This is a genomic window from Arthrobacter sp. D5-1, from assembly GCF_017357425.1.
GTDB lineage: Bacteria > Actinomycetota > Actinomycetes > Actinomycetales > Micrococcaceae > Arthrobacter.
The window spans coordinates 3,405,153-3,418,426 of record NZ_CP014571.1 but is presented as its reverse complement, the minus strand read 5'-3'; the positions used below and the strand labels follow the sequence as shown (position 1 = coordinate 3,418,426).

Annotated in this window: 23 protein-coding genes; all 23 read left to right on the top strand. The window is 60.3% G+C overall.

The window, feature by feature from the left end; genetic code table 11:
* The first annotated feature begins 247 nt into the window (after positions 1-247).
* On the top strand, positions 248-556 hold the full coding sequence (gene rpsJ / locus AYX22_RS15770; protein WP_003803825.1) for a 30S ribosomal protein S10: 309 nt from the start codon (positions 248-250) through the stop codon (positions 554-556).
* Between the two features lie 17 nt (positions 557-573).
* A complete protein-coding gene (rplC, locus tag AYX22_RS15765; RefSeq protein WP_026539807.1) occupies positions 574-1,224 on the top strand; it encodes a 50S ribosomal protein L3 in 651 nt (216 codons plus the stop codon).
* Between the two features lie 4 nt (positions 1,225-1,228).
* Entirely contained in the window at positions 1,229-1,846 is a 618-nt protein-coding gene (gene rplD / locus AYX22_RS15760) for a 50S ribosomal protein L4 (protein ID WP_207594239.1), read from the top strand.
* Positions 1,843-2,148, top strand: coding sequence for a 50S ribosomal protein L23 (rplW, locus tag AYX22_RS15755; RefSeq protein WP_011775593.1), 306 nt, complete (start codon positions 1,843-1,845; stop codon positions 2,146-2,148). The genes rplD and rplW overlap by 4 nt, the downstream gene beginning before the upstream one ends.
* A gap of 29 nt (positions 2,149-2,177) precedes the next feature.
* On the top strand, positions 2,178-3,017 hold the full coding sequence (gene rplB / locus AYX22_RS15750; RefSeq protein ID WP_207594238.1) for a 50S ribosomal protein L2: 840 nt from the start codon (positions 2,178-2,180) through the stop codon (positions 3,015-3,017).
* 12 nt (positions 3,018-3,029) lie between these two features.
* A complete protein-coding gene (rpsS, locus tag AYX22_RS15745; RefSeq protein WP_011775591.1) occupies positions 3,030-3,311 on the top strand; it encodes a 30S ribosomal protein S19 in 282 nt (93 codons plus the stop codon).
* Positions 3,312-3,349: 38 nt separating this feature from the next.
* On the top strand, positions 3,350-3,715 hold the full coding sequence (gene rplV, locus AYX22_RS15740; RefSeq protein ID WP_011775590.1) for a 50S ribosomal protein L22: 366 nt from the start codon (positions 3,350-3,352) through the stop codon (positions 3,713-3,715).
* Entirely contained in the window at positions 3,716-4,537 is an 822-nt protein-coding gene (gene rpsC / locus AYX22_RS15735; protein WP_011775589.1) for a 30S ribosomal protein S3, read from the top strand. It begins immediately after the preceding gene.
* Complete coding sequence (gene rplP, locus AYX22_RS15730) at positions 4,538-4,954, top strand: 50S ribosomal protein L16 (protein ID WP_003803795.1); 417 nt, start codon at positions 4,538-4,540, stop codon at positions 4,952-4,954.
* A 2-nt stretch (positions 4,955-4,956) separates the two neighbouring features.
* Positions 4,957-5,277, top strand: coding sequence for a 50S ribosomal protein L29 (gene rpmC, locus AYX22_RS24325; RefSeq protein ID WP_014922387.1), 321 nt, complete (start codon positions 4,957-4,959; stop codon positions 5,275-5,277).
* Entirely contained in the window at positions 5,274-5,570 is a 297-nt protein-coding gene (gene rpsQ / locus AYX22_RS15720) for a 30S ribosomal protein S17 (RefSeq protein WP_011775587.1), read from the top strand. The genes rpmC and rpsQ overlap by 4 nt, the downstream gene beginning before the upstream one ends.
* 353 nt (positions 5,571-5,923) lie before the next feature.
* The gene (rplN, locus tag AYX22_RS15715; protein ID WP_003803789.1) at positions 5,924-6,292 is read left to right on the top strand and encodes a 50S ribosomal protein L14; all 369 of its coding nucleotides are present in this window, start codon (positions 5,924-5,926) and stop codon (positions 6,290-6,292) included.
* 3 nt (positions 6,293-6,295) lie between these two features.
* Positions 6,296-6,655 (top strand): 50S ribosomal protein L24, encoded by a 360-nt coding sequence (gene rplX, locus AYX22_RS15710; RefSeq protein ID WP_062073171.1) that lies wholly within the window; start codon positions 6,296-6,298, stop codon positions 6,653-6,655.
* On the top strand, positions 6,655-7,233 hold the full coding sequence (gene rplE, locus AYX22_RS15705; RefSeq protein WP_207594237.1) for a 50S ribosomal protein L5: 579 nt from the start codon (positions 6,655-6,657) through the stop codon (positions 7,231-7,233). Before rplX ends, rplE begins: the two co-directional genes overlap by 1 nt.
* A gap of 78 nt (positions 7,234-7,311) precedes the next feature.
* Positions 7,312-7,710: a 30S ribosomal protein S8 gene (gene rpsH / locus AYX22_RS15700; protein ID WP_089595798.1), complete on the top strand. Its 399-nt coding sequence runs from the start codon at positions 7,312-7,314 to the stop codon at positions 7,708-7,710.
* 18 nt (positions 7,711-7,728) lie between these two features.
* A complete protein-coding gene (gene rplF / locus AYX22_RS15695) occupies positions 7,729-8,265 on the top strand; it encodes a 50S ribosomal protein L6 (RefSeq protein ID WP_089595797.1) in 537 nt (178 codons plus the stop codon).
* 3 nt (positions 8,266-8,268) lie between these two features.
* Positions 8,269-8,652, top strand: coding sequence for a 50S ribosomal protein L18 (gene rplR, locus AYX22_RS15690; protein WP_089595796.1), 384 nt, complete (start codon positions 8,269-8,271; stop codon positions 8,650-8,652).
* A 29-nt stretch (positions 8,653-8,681) separates the two neighbouring features.
* Positions 8,682-9,353, top strand: a complete 672-nt coding sequence (rpsE, locus tag AYX22_RS15685; protein WP_198318248.1) for a 30S ribosomal protein S5 — start codon at positions 8,682-8,684, stop codon at positions 9,351-9,353.
* Positions 9,354-9,355: 2 nt separating this feature from the next.
* Positions 9,356-9,562: a 50S ribosomal protein L30 gene (gene rpmD, locus AYX22_RS15680; RefSeq protein ID WP_207594236.1), complete on the top strand. Its 207-nt coding sequence runs from the start codon at positions 9,356-9,358 to the stop codon at positions 9,560-9,562.
* The gene (rplO, locus tag AYX22_RS15675; protein WP_207594235.1) at positions 9,562-10,044 is read left to right on the top strand and encodes a 50S ribosomal protein L15; all 483 of its coding nucleotides are present in this window, start codon (positions 9,562-9,564) and stop codon (positions 10,042-10,044) included. Before rpmD ends, rplO begins: the two co-directional genes overlap by 1 nt.
* A gap of 187 nt (positions 10,045-10,231) precedes the next feature.
* Positions 10,232-11,542, top strand: coding sequence for a preprotein translocase subunit SecY (secY, locus tag AYX22_RS15670; RefSeq protein WP_207594234.1), 1,311 nt, complete (start codon positions 10,232-10,234; stop codon positions 11,540-11,542).
* Positions 11,543-11,547: 5 nt separating this feature from the next.
* Positions 11,548-12,117, top strand: a complete 570-nt coding sequence (locus tag AYX22_RS15665) for an adenylate kinase (RefSeq protein WP_172324492.1) — start codon at positions 11,548-11,550, stop codon at positions 12,115-12,117.
* Between the two features lie 112 nt (positions 12,118-12,229).
* The gene (locus AYX22_RS15660) at positions 12,230-13,273 is read left to right on the top strand and encodes a 3-oxoacyl-[acyl-carrier-protein] synthase III C-terminal domain-containing protein (RefSeq protein WP_207594233.1); all 1,044 of its coding nucleotides are present in this window, start codon (positions 12,230-12,232) and stop codon (positions 13,271-13,273) included.
* The last annotated feature ends 1 nt before the right edge of the window (position 13,274 follow it).

Sequence of the window (13,274 nt, the reverse complement as noted above, 5' to 3'; positions counted from 1 at the left end):
CAGGGTCCAAGTGGAAGACCAAACATAACCCTGAACCCCATGGAATGCGGTCGAGTCTGCGTGGAAATCGCGACACGCCCGACCGCGGGGGTCGGTGCGCCGGCAGGTTGAGGAACCCGGAATATCCGGATTCAGCTTGTGCGGCGTGTGGTGGTAAATCCTCAAACGCTTCGGCGGCCACATCAACAGGTAAGTAAACAGAGCAGCCCTAACTAGAGCAGCACTAGCTGAAAGAGAGTCAGGCGACATGGCGGGACAAAAAATCCGCATCCGGCTGAAGTCATATGACCACGAGGTCATTGATGTTTCAGCGCGGAAGATCGTTGAGACGGTCACGCGCGCAGGCGCAACGGTAGTCGGCCCGGTGCCGCTGCCCACGGAGAAGAACGTTTACTGCGTAATTCGCTCTCCTCACAAGTACAAGGACAGCCGTGAGCACTTCGAAATGCGTACTCACAAGCGTCTGATCGACATCATCGACCCCACGCCGAAGGCCGTCGACTCGCTTATGCGTCTCGATCTGCCTGCAGACGTGAACATCGAAATCAAGCTCTAGGGAGGTGCTGAGAGACTATGACCGCAACCCGTAACGTAAAGGGCCTGCTGGGCACGAAGCTCGGCATGACCCAGGTCTGGGACGAGAACAACAAGCTCATCCCGGTAACTGTTGTCCAGGCTGACTCCAACGTCATCACCCAGCTGCGCAACGCAGAGGTAGATGGCTACGTCGCCGTACAGATCGGCTACGGCCAGATCGATCCCCGCAAGGTCACCAAGCCGCTGGCTGGTCACTTTGAAAAGGCTGGCGTCACCCCTCGCCGCCATGTCGTCGAACTGCGTACCGCAGACGCCGCATCCTACGAGCTGGGCCAGGAGCTCTCTGTTGAGATCTTCGAAGCCGGCCAGAAGATCGACGTCGTCGGCACCTCAAAGGGTAAGGGCTTCGCCGGTGTTATGAAGCGTCACGGCTTCCACGGCGTTGGCGCTTCCCACGGTGCCCACAAGAACCACCGTAAGCCTGGCTCCATCGGTGGCGCATCCACCCCGAGCCGCGTCTTCAAGGGCCTGAAAATGGCCGGCCGCATGGGCGCCGAACGTCACACCACGCTGAACCTCACGGTTCACGCTGTTGACGTTGAGAAGTCGCTGCTCCTTATCAAGGGTGCCGTCCCCGGCGCCCGCGGCCAGGTCGTACTCGTACGCACCGCCGTGAAGGGAGCCTAGTTCAATGACTAGCACTGTCAAGGTAGACCTGCCTGCAGAGATCTTCGACGTCCAGACCAACGTGCCGCTGCTGCACCAGGTCGTCGTCGCACAGCTCGCTGCTGCACGCCAGGGTACCCACAAGACGAAGACCCGCGCCGAGGTTTCCGGTGCAGGTCGCAAGCCGTTCAAGCAGAAGGGCACCGGCCGCGCCCGTCAGGGTTCAATCCGTGCTCCTCACATGACCGGCGGTGGCGTTGTCCACGGTCCGACCCCTCGTGACTACAGCCAGCGCACCCCCAAGAAGATGAAGGCTGCTGCACTCCGCGGCGCCCTGTCTGACCGCGCCCGCAACGGCCGCATCCACGTCATCGCTGAACTGGTAGCCGGCACCAAGCCGTCCGCCAAGGACGCACTGGCTTCGCTGCGCTCCGTCACTGAGCGCAAGAACCTGCTCGTCGTAATCGAGCGCGCCAACGATGTTGCTGCACTTTCCGTGCGCAACCTCCAGGATGTTCACGTTCTGTACGCAGACCAGCTGAACACCTACGACGTGCTTATCTCCGACGACGTGGTCTTCACCAAGGCTGCTTTCGAGGCGTTCGTCGCTGACAAGCTAAAGAACGAGGAGGCCTCCAAGTGAGCGTAACCACCATCAAGGACCCGCGCGACGTCGTGCTTGCACCCGTCGTTTCGGAAAAGAGCTACGGTCTGATCGACGAAGGCAAGTACACCTTCCTGGTGGACCCTCGCTCGAACAAGACCGAGATCAAATTGGCCGTCGAGAAGATCTTCTCGGTCAAGGTTGACTCGATCAACACCATCAACCGTGCCGGTAAGCGCAAGCGCACCAAATTCGGCTGGGGTCAGCGCAAGAGCACCAAGCGTGCAATTGTCACCCTCAAAGAAGGCACAATCGACATCTTCGGCGGTCCGCTCGCGTAGCGGAGACCACTTTAACGAGGAAATAAATTATGGGAATCCGTAAATACAAGCCGACTACCCCGGGCCGTCGTGGCTCGAGCGTAGCCGACTTTGCTGAAATCACGCGATCGACTCCGGAAAAGTCGTTGCTGCGTCCGCTGCACAAGACTGGCGGCCGTAACAACTCCGGTAAGATCACCACCCGTCACAAGGGTGGTGGGCACAAGCGCCAGTACCGTCTGATCGACTTCCGTCGTCACGACAAGGACGGCGTCAACGCCCGCGTTGCCGAAATCGAGTACGACCCGAACCGCACGGCTCGCATCGCACTCCTGCACTACGTTGATGGCACCAAGCGTTACATCATCGCTCCGAACAAGCTGTCCCAGGGTGACTTCGTCGAGGCTGGTCCCGACGCTGACATCAAGCCGGGCAACAACCTGCCGCTGCGCAACATCCCGGTTGGTACCGTAATCCACGCAGTTGAACTGCGTCCGGGTGGCGGCGCCAAGATGGCTCGTTCCGCAGGTGCTTCGGTACAGCTCGTTGCCAAGGAAGGCCGTTTCGCCCAGCTGCGTCTGCCCTCCGGTGAAATCCGCAACGTTGACGTGCGCTGCCGCGCAACCGTCGGCGAGGTGGGCAACGCCGAGCAGTCGAACATCAACTGGGGCAAGGCCGGCCGCATGCGCTGGAAGGGCGTTCGCCCGACCGTCCGTGGTGTAGCCATGAACCCGGTTGACCACCCGCACGGTGGTGGTGAAGGTAAGACTTCCGGTGGACGTCACCCGGTTAACCCGAACGGCAAGCCCGAGGGCCGTACCCGCCGTCCGAACAAAGAGAGCGACAAGCTTATTGTTCGTCGCCGCCGTACTGGCAAGAACAAGCGATAGGAGCCTGGACACATGCCACGCAGCCTGAAAAAAGGTCCTTTCGTTGACCAGCACCTCTTTGTGAAGGTCGCACGGGAAAACGATAAGGGCACCAAGAACGTCATCAAGACCTGGTCCCGCCGTTCGATGATCATCCCCGACATGCTCGGGCACACGATCGCCGTACACGACGGACGCAAGCACATCCCGGTGTTTGTCACAGAGTCGATGGTCGGGCACAAGCTCGGCGAATTCGCTCCCACGCGGACATTCCGCGGCCATGTTAAGGACGACCGTAAGGGCAAGCGCCGCTAGGCGCCTGACTTTACGTCTTAGACGAGAGAAGGAAAGCAATGGAAGCCAAGGCTATTGCGCGTCACATCCGCGTAACGCCTATGAAGGCCCGGCGCGTCGTCAACCTTGTTCGTGGTAAGCAAGCGAATGAGGCTCTGGCAATTCTGAAGTTTGCCCCCCAGGCAGCTTCGGAGCCGGTATTCAAGGTACTTCAGTCGGCAATGGCCAACGCACGTGTCCTCGCGGACCGTGACGGCGTTGCATTCGACGACAGCGACCTCTTCATCACCGAAGCATTTGTTGATGAAGGCCCGACCATGAAGCGGTTCCAGCCGCGTGCCCAGGGCCGCGCCTACCGCATTAGGAAGCGGACCAGCCACATCACGCTGGTTGTCGCAACCCCGGAGAAAGAGGAGGCTCGCTAAGTGGGACAGAAAGTAAACCCGCACGGGTTCCGACTCGGCATCACCACCGACCACGTTTCGCACTGGTTCGCTGACAGCACCAAGCCCGGACAGCGCTACAAGGACTTCGTCCGCGAGGACATCAAGATCCGTCAGCTCATGTCCACCGGCATGGAGCGCGCCGGCATCGCCAAGGTCGAGATCGAGCGCACCCGTGACCGTGTCCGCGTGGACATCCACACGGCACGCCCGGGTATCGTCATCGGCCGCCGCGGCGCTGAAGCAGACCGCATCCGCGGCGAGCTCGAGAAGCTCACCGGCAAGCAGGTTCAGCTGAACATCCTCGAGGTCAAGAACCCCGAGATGGAAGCACAGCTTGTTGCCCAGGGCATCGCTGAGCAGCTGACTTCCCGCGTGGCTTTCCGCCGTGCGATGAAGAAGGCAATGCAGTCCGCACAGCGTGCGGGTGCCAAGGGCATCCGTGTTGCTTGCTCGGGCCGTCTGGGTGGCGCAGAAATGTCCCGCTCGGAGTTCTACCGCGAAGGCCGTGTGCCCCTGCACACCCTCCGCGCGAACATCGACTACGGCTTCTACGAAGCCAAGACCACCTTCGGCCGCATCGGTGTGAAGGTTTGGATCTACAAGGGTGACGTAACTGCCAAGGAACTGGCTCAGCAGGCAGCTGCTGCTCCGTCCCGTGGCCGTGCAGGAGACCGTCCGGGCCGCCCGGGTGGCGACCGCCGTCGTCGTAACGACCGTCCGGCAGCTGAGGCAGCACCCGCTGCCGTTGAAGCACCGGCCGCTGAAGCTGCTGCTCCCGCAGCAGAAGGAGGACAGGCTTAAATGCTTATCCCACGTCGAGTAAAGCACCGTAAGCAGCACCACCCGGGTCGTTCCGGCGCTGCTACGGGCGGCACCAAGGTCAGCTTCGGTGAGTACGGTATCCAGGCCCTGAGCCCGGCATACGTTACCAACCGTCAGATCGAGTCCGCTCGTATTGCGATGACCCGCCACATCAAGCGTGGCGGCAAGGTCTGGATCAACATCTACCCGGACCGTCCGCTGACGAAGAAGCCTGCTGAAACCCGTATGGGTTCCGGTAAGGGTTCTCCGGAATGGTGGGTCGCAAACGTCAAGCCGGGCCGGGTTCTCTTCGAACTCTCCGGTGTCAATGAAGAGGTAGCTCGCGAGGCCCTGCGCCTGGCAATCCACAAGCTCCCGTTGAAGGCACGCATTGTGCGTCGCGAAGGTGGTGAATAGAAATGGCAGTAGGGTCGAAGGATCTCGCACCCGCACAGCTGGACGGTTTCGACAACGAGCGTCTCGTTGAAGAACTCCGCAAGTCCAAGGAAGAGCTGTTCAACCTGCGTTTCCAGTCCGCCACCGGACAGCTGGAGAACCACGGTCGCCTGCGTGCGGTAAAGAAGGACATCGCACGCATCTACACCGTTCTCCGTGAGCGCGAGCTGGGCATTCGTGCCGAGGTTGCCGCACCGGTTGTGGAAGCCAAGGAAGAAAAGAAGTCCAAGAAGGCTGCCAAGGCTGAAAAGGCCGAGGTTGAAGCTGGAGAGGACGCCAAGTGAGCGAGAAGGAAACTGTGACGGAAGCAGCAGCCAGCGCTGAACAGCGCGGTTACCGTAAGACGCGTCGCGGCTACGTTGTCTCTGACAAGATGGAAAAGACCATCGTTGTTCAGGTTGAAGACCGCGTGAAGCACGCTCTGTACGGCAAGGTTATTCGCCGCACCTCGAAGATCAAGGCTCACGACGAAGAGAACACCGCCGGCATCGGCGACCTCGTTCTCATCTCTGAGACCCGCCCGCTGTCCGCTACCAAGCGGTGGCGTCTGGTGGAGATCCTCGAAAAGGCCAAGTAAATCCGACGCCGGGCATGCCTGGCAGTGATTCACTGGAAAGGCCCGTGTTCCCCAGGGAGCGCGGGCCTTTCCGCATCTCCGGCCGTTTCGGCTTCAGGCCGTAAACGTGCTAGGATATTGAGTTTGTATGGCGCCACTTGTGCGCCGTCAACTACCTCGTAAACAATCGTGCCGCTGCATACTGCCCCGCGCAGAGTTTTCTGCAAGGGAAGCTGATGCTTGTGGCACGGGCGTTTAGGCCTGTACTGGCAAAATCCAGGCAGGTCAAGAGACACCCCGATCAACCGTTCCGCAAGGCTCATTCCGTATGCATGATTTCGGTCTGAGAACCGGCGCGACGCAAGGAGTAGAAATTGATTCAGCAGGAGTCGCGACTCAAGGTCGCCGACAACACGGGTGCTAAGGAAATCCTTACCATTCGCGTTCTCGGTGGATCTGGTCGTCGCTACGCAGGCATTGGCGACGTGATCGTCGCTACCGTCAAGGACGCTATCCCTGGCGGCAACGTAAAGAAGGGTGACGTCGTCAAGGCTGTCATCGTTCGTACCAAGAAGGAACGCCGCCGTGCGGATGGTTCCTACATCAAGTTTGACGAAAACGCAGCTGTGATCCTGAAGAATGACGGTGACCCCCGCGGTACCCGTATCTTCGGCCCGGTTGGTCGTGAACTTCGCGACAAGAAGTTCATGAAGATCGTTTCGCTGGCCCCGGAGGTGCTTTAGTCCATGGCTAAGATCAAGAAGGGTGACCTCGTTCAGGTCATCACCGGCGCCAAGCAGGAACGCGGCGGAGACCGCGGCAAGCAGGGCAAGGTTCTGCGCGTATTCCCGGACACCAACCGCGTGCTGGTAGAGGGAATCAACCGCGTCACCAAGCACACCAAGGTCGGTCAGTCGCAGCGCGGCACCAAGACCGGTGGCATTGAGGTCGTTGAGGCCCCGATCCACGTTTCCAACGTTGCTCTGGTTGACCCGTCGACCAAGAAGCCGACCCGTGTTGGTTTCCGTCTCGACACCGTTGAGAAGGATGGCGCTACCAAGACCGTCCGTATCCGCGTGTCCAAGGCCACCGGGAAGGACATCTGATGAGTGAGACACTCGAGACTCCAGTGAAGATCGTTCCGCGTCTGAAGACCAAGTATGCAGAGACCATCAAGAAGTCCCTGCAGGAGGAATTCAGCTACGCGAACGTCAACCAGGTTCCCCGCCTGGTCAAGGTTGTAGTGAACATGGGTGTTGGAGATGCCGCCAAGGACTCCAAGCTGATCGACGGCGCTGTCCGCGACCTCACCCTGATCACCGGCCAGAAGCCGCAGGTAACCAAGGCCCGCAAGTCAATCGCACAGTTCAAGCTGCGCGAAGGCATGCCGATCGGTGCACACGCAACTCTGCGTGGGGACCGCATGTGGGAATTCGTGGATCGTCTGGTTTCGCTGGCTCTGCCGCGTATCCGTGACTTCCGCGGCCTCAACGGCAAGCAGTTCGATGGCAACGGCAACTACACCTTCGGTCTGACCGAGCAGGTTATGTTCCACGAGATCGACCAGGACTCCATCGACCGCGTTCGCGGTATGGACATCACGGTCGTCACCACCGCCAAGACCGATGACGAAGGCCGCGCGCTGCTCAAGGCGCTTGGTTTCCCGTTCAAGACCGAAAACTAACTACGTGACAGGTCCGTCTTCGCAGGCTCTTGAGAGCCGGCGCAGCGGAAACCGGTACGAGGAAGGGCTATAGCCCAAATGACTATGACAGATCCTGTCGCAGACATGCTCACGCGTCTGCGCAATGCAAACTCGGCATACCACGACACCGTGTCCATGCCGTACAGCAAACTGAAGGCACGCGTTGCTGACATCCTGAAGGCAGAAGGCTACATTGCCGGCTGGAAGGAAGAAGACGCCGAGGTTGGCAAGAAGCTGACCATCGACCTTAAGTTCGGTCCGAACCGCGAGCGTTCCATCGCTGGCGTCCGCCGCATCTCCAAGCCGGGTCTCCGCGTTTACGCGAAGTCCACCAACCTGCCGCACGTGCTGGGTGGCCTGGGTGTCGCAATCCTGTCCACCTCTTCCGGCCTCCTGACTGACAAGCAGGCCGGCAAGAAGGGCGTGGGCGGCGAAGTCCTCGCGTACGTCTGGTAACGGGAAAGGAAGAGAATAATGTCACGTATTGGACGTCTCCCCATCACCGTTCCTGCCGGAGTTGAGGTCAAGCTTGATGGCTCCGTCATCAACGTCAAAGGTGCCAAAGGCGAGCTGAGCCACACTGTGGCCAGCCCGATCGAGGTTACCCAGGAAGAGAACACCCTGACGGTCACCCGCCCGAACGACGAGCGCAACTCGCGTTCGCTGCACGGCCTGACCCGCACCCTGATCGCCAACATGATTCAGGGCGTTACCGAGGGCTACGAGAAGAAGCTTGAAATCGTTGGTACTGGTTACCGCGTTCAGGCCAAGGGTTCTGACCTGGAGTTCGCTCTGGGCTACAGCCACCCGGTTAACGTCTCTGCACCCGAAGGCATCACCTTCGTAGTAGAGGGTCCGACCAAGCTCTCTGTTTCGGGTATCAACAAGCAGCAGGTCGGCGAGGTTGCTGCCAACATTCGCAAGCTGCGCAAGCCTGACCCCTACAAGGGCAAGGGTGTCCGTTACGCCGGCGAAGTCATCCGCCGCAAGGTCGGAAAGGCTGGTAAGTAAACCATGGCCATCGCAATTAATAAGAAGCGTACGAACAAGAGCAAGTCTGCTGCACGCAGCCGTCGCCAGCTTCGTATCCGCAAGCGCATCACCGGTACGGCTGTACGTCCTCGTCTGGTCGTCAACCGTTCGGCACGTCACGTATTCGTCCAGGTTGTCGATGACAGCAAGGGTGTAACCGTGGCTTACGCTTCCACCCTGGAAGCTGACCTTCGCGCATTCGACGGAGACAAGACTGCCAAGGCCAAGCGCGTCGGCGAGCTCGTTGCAGAGCGCGCCAAGGCTGCAGGCGTCGAGGCTGTTGTCTTCGACCGTGGCGGTAACAAGTACCACGGCCGCATCGCCGCCGTCGCTGACGGTGCTCGCGAAGGTGGGCTGGCACTGTGACCGTTGAAAATAACGAAAAGGACATTCAGGTGACTGAAGCTGTAGCTGCTGAAGCAACTGAGACCGCACCCGCTGCCGATGACCGCCGCGGCGGACGTCGTGGCGAGCGCGGCGACCGTGGCCAGGGCCGCGGCGACCGTGGTGGCCGTGGTGGCCGCGACGGCGGTCGTGAGGCTGAGAAGAGCCAGTTCGTAGAGCGTGTTGTCACCATCAACCGCGTTGCCAAGGTCGTCAAGGGTGGTCGTCGCTTCAGCTTCACCGCTCTCGTCGTCGTCGGTGACGGCAACGGTATGGTCGGCGTCGGCTACGGCAAGGCCAAGGAAGTTCCCGCTGCTATCGCCAAGGGCGTTGAAGAGGCCAAGAAGTCCTTCTTCCGCGTACCCCGCGTTGGCAGCACCATCCCGCACCGTGTGCAGGGTGAGGCTGCTGCAGGCGTAGTCCTGCTGCGTCCGGCTTCCGCCGGTACCGGTGTTATCGCCGGTGGCCCGGTCCGCGCGGTATTGGAGTGCGTGGGCATCCACGACATCCTCTCCAAGTCGCTCGGTTCTTCCAACGCGATCAACATCGTTCACGCGACCGTTGCCGCTCTGAAGCAGCTCGAAGAGCCCGCTTCCGTGGCTGCCCGCCGTGGCCTGCCGCTGGACGAGGTTGCTCCTGCTGCTCTGGTGCGCGCGCTCCAGAACCAGAAGGCAGGTGTTTAGTCATGGCTAAGAACCTGACTTCCTCCGACGCCAAGTTGGAAATCACCCAGATCAAGGGCGTCATTGGCGCCAAGCAGAACCAGATCGCCACCCTTCGGTCCCTCGGCCTCAAGCGCATCGGACACACTGTTGTCCGCTCCGCTGATGCCGTGACCGTTGGAATGCTGAACACGGTTCCGCACCTCGTGAATGTAGAGGAGGCGAAGTAATGGCAGAGAACAAGACCGCCGCAGAGACTGCTGAGAAGCAGAACGCTCTGAAGGTCCACCACCTGCGTCCCGCCCCGGGTGCCAAGACCGCCAAGACCCGTGTTGGTCGTGGTGAAGGCTCCAAGGGTAAGACCGCTGGTCGCGGTACCAAGGGTACGAAGGCCCGCTACCAGGTAAAGGCTGGCTTTGCCGGCGGCCAGCTGCCGCTGCACATGCGCCTGCCGAAGCTGCGCGGCTTCAAGAACCCGTTCCGGGTTGAGTTCCAGGTTGTCAACCTGGAAAAGCTCAACGAGCTGTTCCCGGAAGGTGGCGCTGTCACCGTTGAGTCCCTGGTTGAGAAGGGTGCCGTTCGCAAGAACCAGCCCGTGAAGGTGCTTGGCACCGGCGACATCACCGTCAAGGTTGATGTTACGGCCCACGCATTCTCCGCCAGTGCTACGGAAAAGATTGCTGCAGCAGGCGGAAGCACCACTGCTCTCTAAGAGCCAGTGGGGCAGATGCCCGTTGTAAAAAAGGATCCCGGTACGCGGGGCTTCGGCCCTGTGTACCGGGATTTTTTTCGTGGTTGAGGACTCTCGATTATTACGACGGCGTCACAAGCAGTTAGACTCGGTTGTTGGGTTTCATTGAGCCCGATCACATCCTTGTACTTTCTACTCAGGAGGACGCTTGCTAAGCGCATTCGGCCGGGCGTTTCGGACGCCTGATTTGCGACGCAAGTTGTTGTTCACGCTGGGAATCATCACAATCTTCCGCTTGGGAGCTTTTATCCCCTCGCCTGGTGTGAACTACCAGAATGTCCAGCAATGCTTGAACACCGGTGACACCTCGCAGGGCATCTACCAGCTGGTTAACTTGTTCAGCGGCGGCGCGTTGCTGCAGGTCTCAGTCTTTGCCTTGGGCATCATGCCCTACATCACGGCGAGCATCATCGTGCAGCTGCTCCGGGTGGTCATTCCCCGGTTCCAGCAGCTCTACGAAGAGGGTTCCTCGGGACAGTCAAAGTTGACCCAGTACACCCGGTACCTCACTATCGCCCTCGGCCTGCTGAACGCCACCACTCTGGTGTCGCTGGCCCGGTCCGGTCAACTGCTCCCGGGCTGCAACCTGCCCATCATCCCTGATGAGAGCATCATGACCACCATCCTCATCATCATCACGTTGACGGCCGGTACCGGCCTCATCATGTGGATGGGCGAGCTGGTGACGGAGAAGGGTGTGGGCAACGGTATGTCGCTGCTCATCTTCACCTCCATCGCTGCAAGCTTCCCGGGTTCGCTGGGTGCCATCTGGGAGAGCAAGGGTCCCGGCACCTTCTTCACCGTGCTGGCTGTCGGTTTGCTGACTGTGGCCTTGGTTGTTTTCGTGGAGCAGTCCCAGCGCCGTGTTCCGGTCCAGTATGCGAAGCGCATGATCGGCCGCCGCACAGTGGGCGGTACCAGCACCTACATTCCCATCAAGGTGAACATGGCCGGCGTTGTGCCTGTCATCTTCGCGTCCTCCATGCTCTACCTGCCCGGGCTGATTTCGCAGTTCAACCAGCCGGCGCCAGGGGAGCAGATGGCCCCGTGGGTTGAGTGGATCAACAACAACCTCACCCGTGGCGACCACCCCATCTACATGGCGCTCTATTTCGCCATGATCGTGTTCTTTACGTACTTCTACGTGGCCATCACCTTCAACCCTGAAGAAGTGTCGGACAACATGAAGAAGTACGGCGGGTTCATTCCGGGCATCCGGGCGGGTAAACCGACCGCGGACTACCTGCAGTACGTGCTTTCCAGGATCACCCTGCCTGGAGCCCTCTACCTGGGCTTCGTGGCGTTGATTCCGCTGGTTGCACTCGTCCTGATCAATGCCAACCAGAACTTCCCGTTCGGTGGCACCTCAATCCTGATCATGGTGGGTGTCGGCCTGGAAACCGTCAAGCAGATTGATGCGCAGCTACAACAACGTCACTACGAAGGGCTTTTGCGATGACGAGAATGCTGATCATTGGACCTCCCGGTTCGGGCAAGGGTACGCAGGCTGAACGGATTTCCGAGCGCCTCGGCGTAGTCGCCATTTCCACTGGCGATATCTTCCGTGCCAACGTCAAGGGCGAAACACCCTTGGGCATTGAAGCCAAGAAGTACATGGACGCAGGCGACTTTGTTCCGGACAGCGTTACGAACGACATGGTTCGGGACCGCCTGAGCCAGAGCGACGTGGAGAACGGCTTCCTCCTGGACGGCTACCCGCGTACCACGGCCCAGGTTGATTACCTGGACCAGATCCTCGCCGAAGGCCAGCAGGAGCTCGACGTCGTGCTCCAGCTGACCGCCGATGACGAAGAACTGGTGACCCGTCTCCTTGGCCGTGCCAAAGAGACCGGACGTTCCGATGACAACGAGACCGTGATCCGTCACCGTCTTGATCTGTACCACGAGCAAACCGAAGCCGTTGTGGCCAAGTACGCCGAGCGTGGAATCCTCACGCAGGTTGATGGCATTGGCGGTATCGATGAAGTTACCGATCGTGTCCTCACCGCGATTGAGTCGGCCAAGGCCGTCTAGCTTGTTTTCCACATAGCCGGTTCGCGCGGCTCTGGAGCGAAGGGTGTGTCCCGTACCATTGGTGCGGGGCACACCCATTTTTCGTTTCGCGGCAGACTGTTGGGGGAACCGCATGCACACTGCTTTATCTGGGCACAGCCGGATTTCGGGGCTCGAGGTCTACCTGCCACCCGCCCGGCTGGACACGGCCGCCGTCGAGCGCCGTATTGCTGAGCACAGTCCGGGGTTCCGGGTCCCTCAGGGCCTGATCGGTCGCGTCACGGGAATCCGTTCCCGCAGTGTCATGGCTGAAACCGAACAAGCGTCGGACCTGGCGGCCAACGCTGCGGCCAAGGTTATGGCTGAGTGTGGACTGCAGGCTCCGGAAGTAGACCTCTTGATCTTTGCTTCGGCCAGCCAGGACATGGTGGAGCCGGCCACCGGACATATGGTTGCGGCAAAGTTGGGGCTCGCATGCCCGGTCATGGACGTCAAGAACGCCTGCAACAGTTTCCTCAACGGCGTCGAAGTGGGGGACTCCCTGATCGCTACGGGACGCTATGCCCGCGTGCTGGTGGCCACCGGTGAATCGCCGTCGAGGGCAGTTCGGTGGAAGGTTCCGGACTTTGAGACTTTTGCGTCCAGTTTTCCCGGGTACACCATGAGCGACGGCGGTGCCGCAGTTTTGCTTGAGGCGGCAGACCGGGAGCCGTCAGGTCCCGAAGGGGCGGCCGGAATCCTGTCCATGGCCTTCACGGCGCGGAGCAGCCACTGGTCTGTGGGTACGCTCTCAGCGGGAGGTTCCGCGTTTCCCCGCGATCCGGAAGCCAGCTATTTCAGCATGGACGGTGAAAAGCTGAAGGACGCGTTCCTGGATCTTGGTTCTGAGATTCTTGACCAGACGCTCGAGCGGCTTGACCTGTCATGGACGGACTTCGCAGTGGTGTGTGTTCATCAAGTCAGTGCTCCGTACCGGGCGATCTTCGCTGAGCGTGCCGGTGTTCCCAGTGAGTTGCTGGTCCCTTCCGTGGAGGATTTCGGCAACCTGGCGTCAGTCAGCCTGCCGCTGCAACTGAAACTCGCCATGGACAGCGGGCGGTGTGGACCAGGTGACCTCGTCGCGTTGGTGGGATTGGCCGGCGGCGTCAGCCTGGGCATGGCAGTGGTGCGGCTGTGAC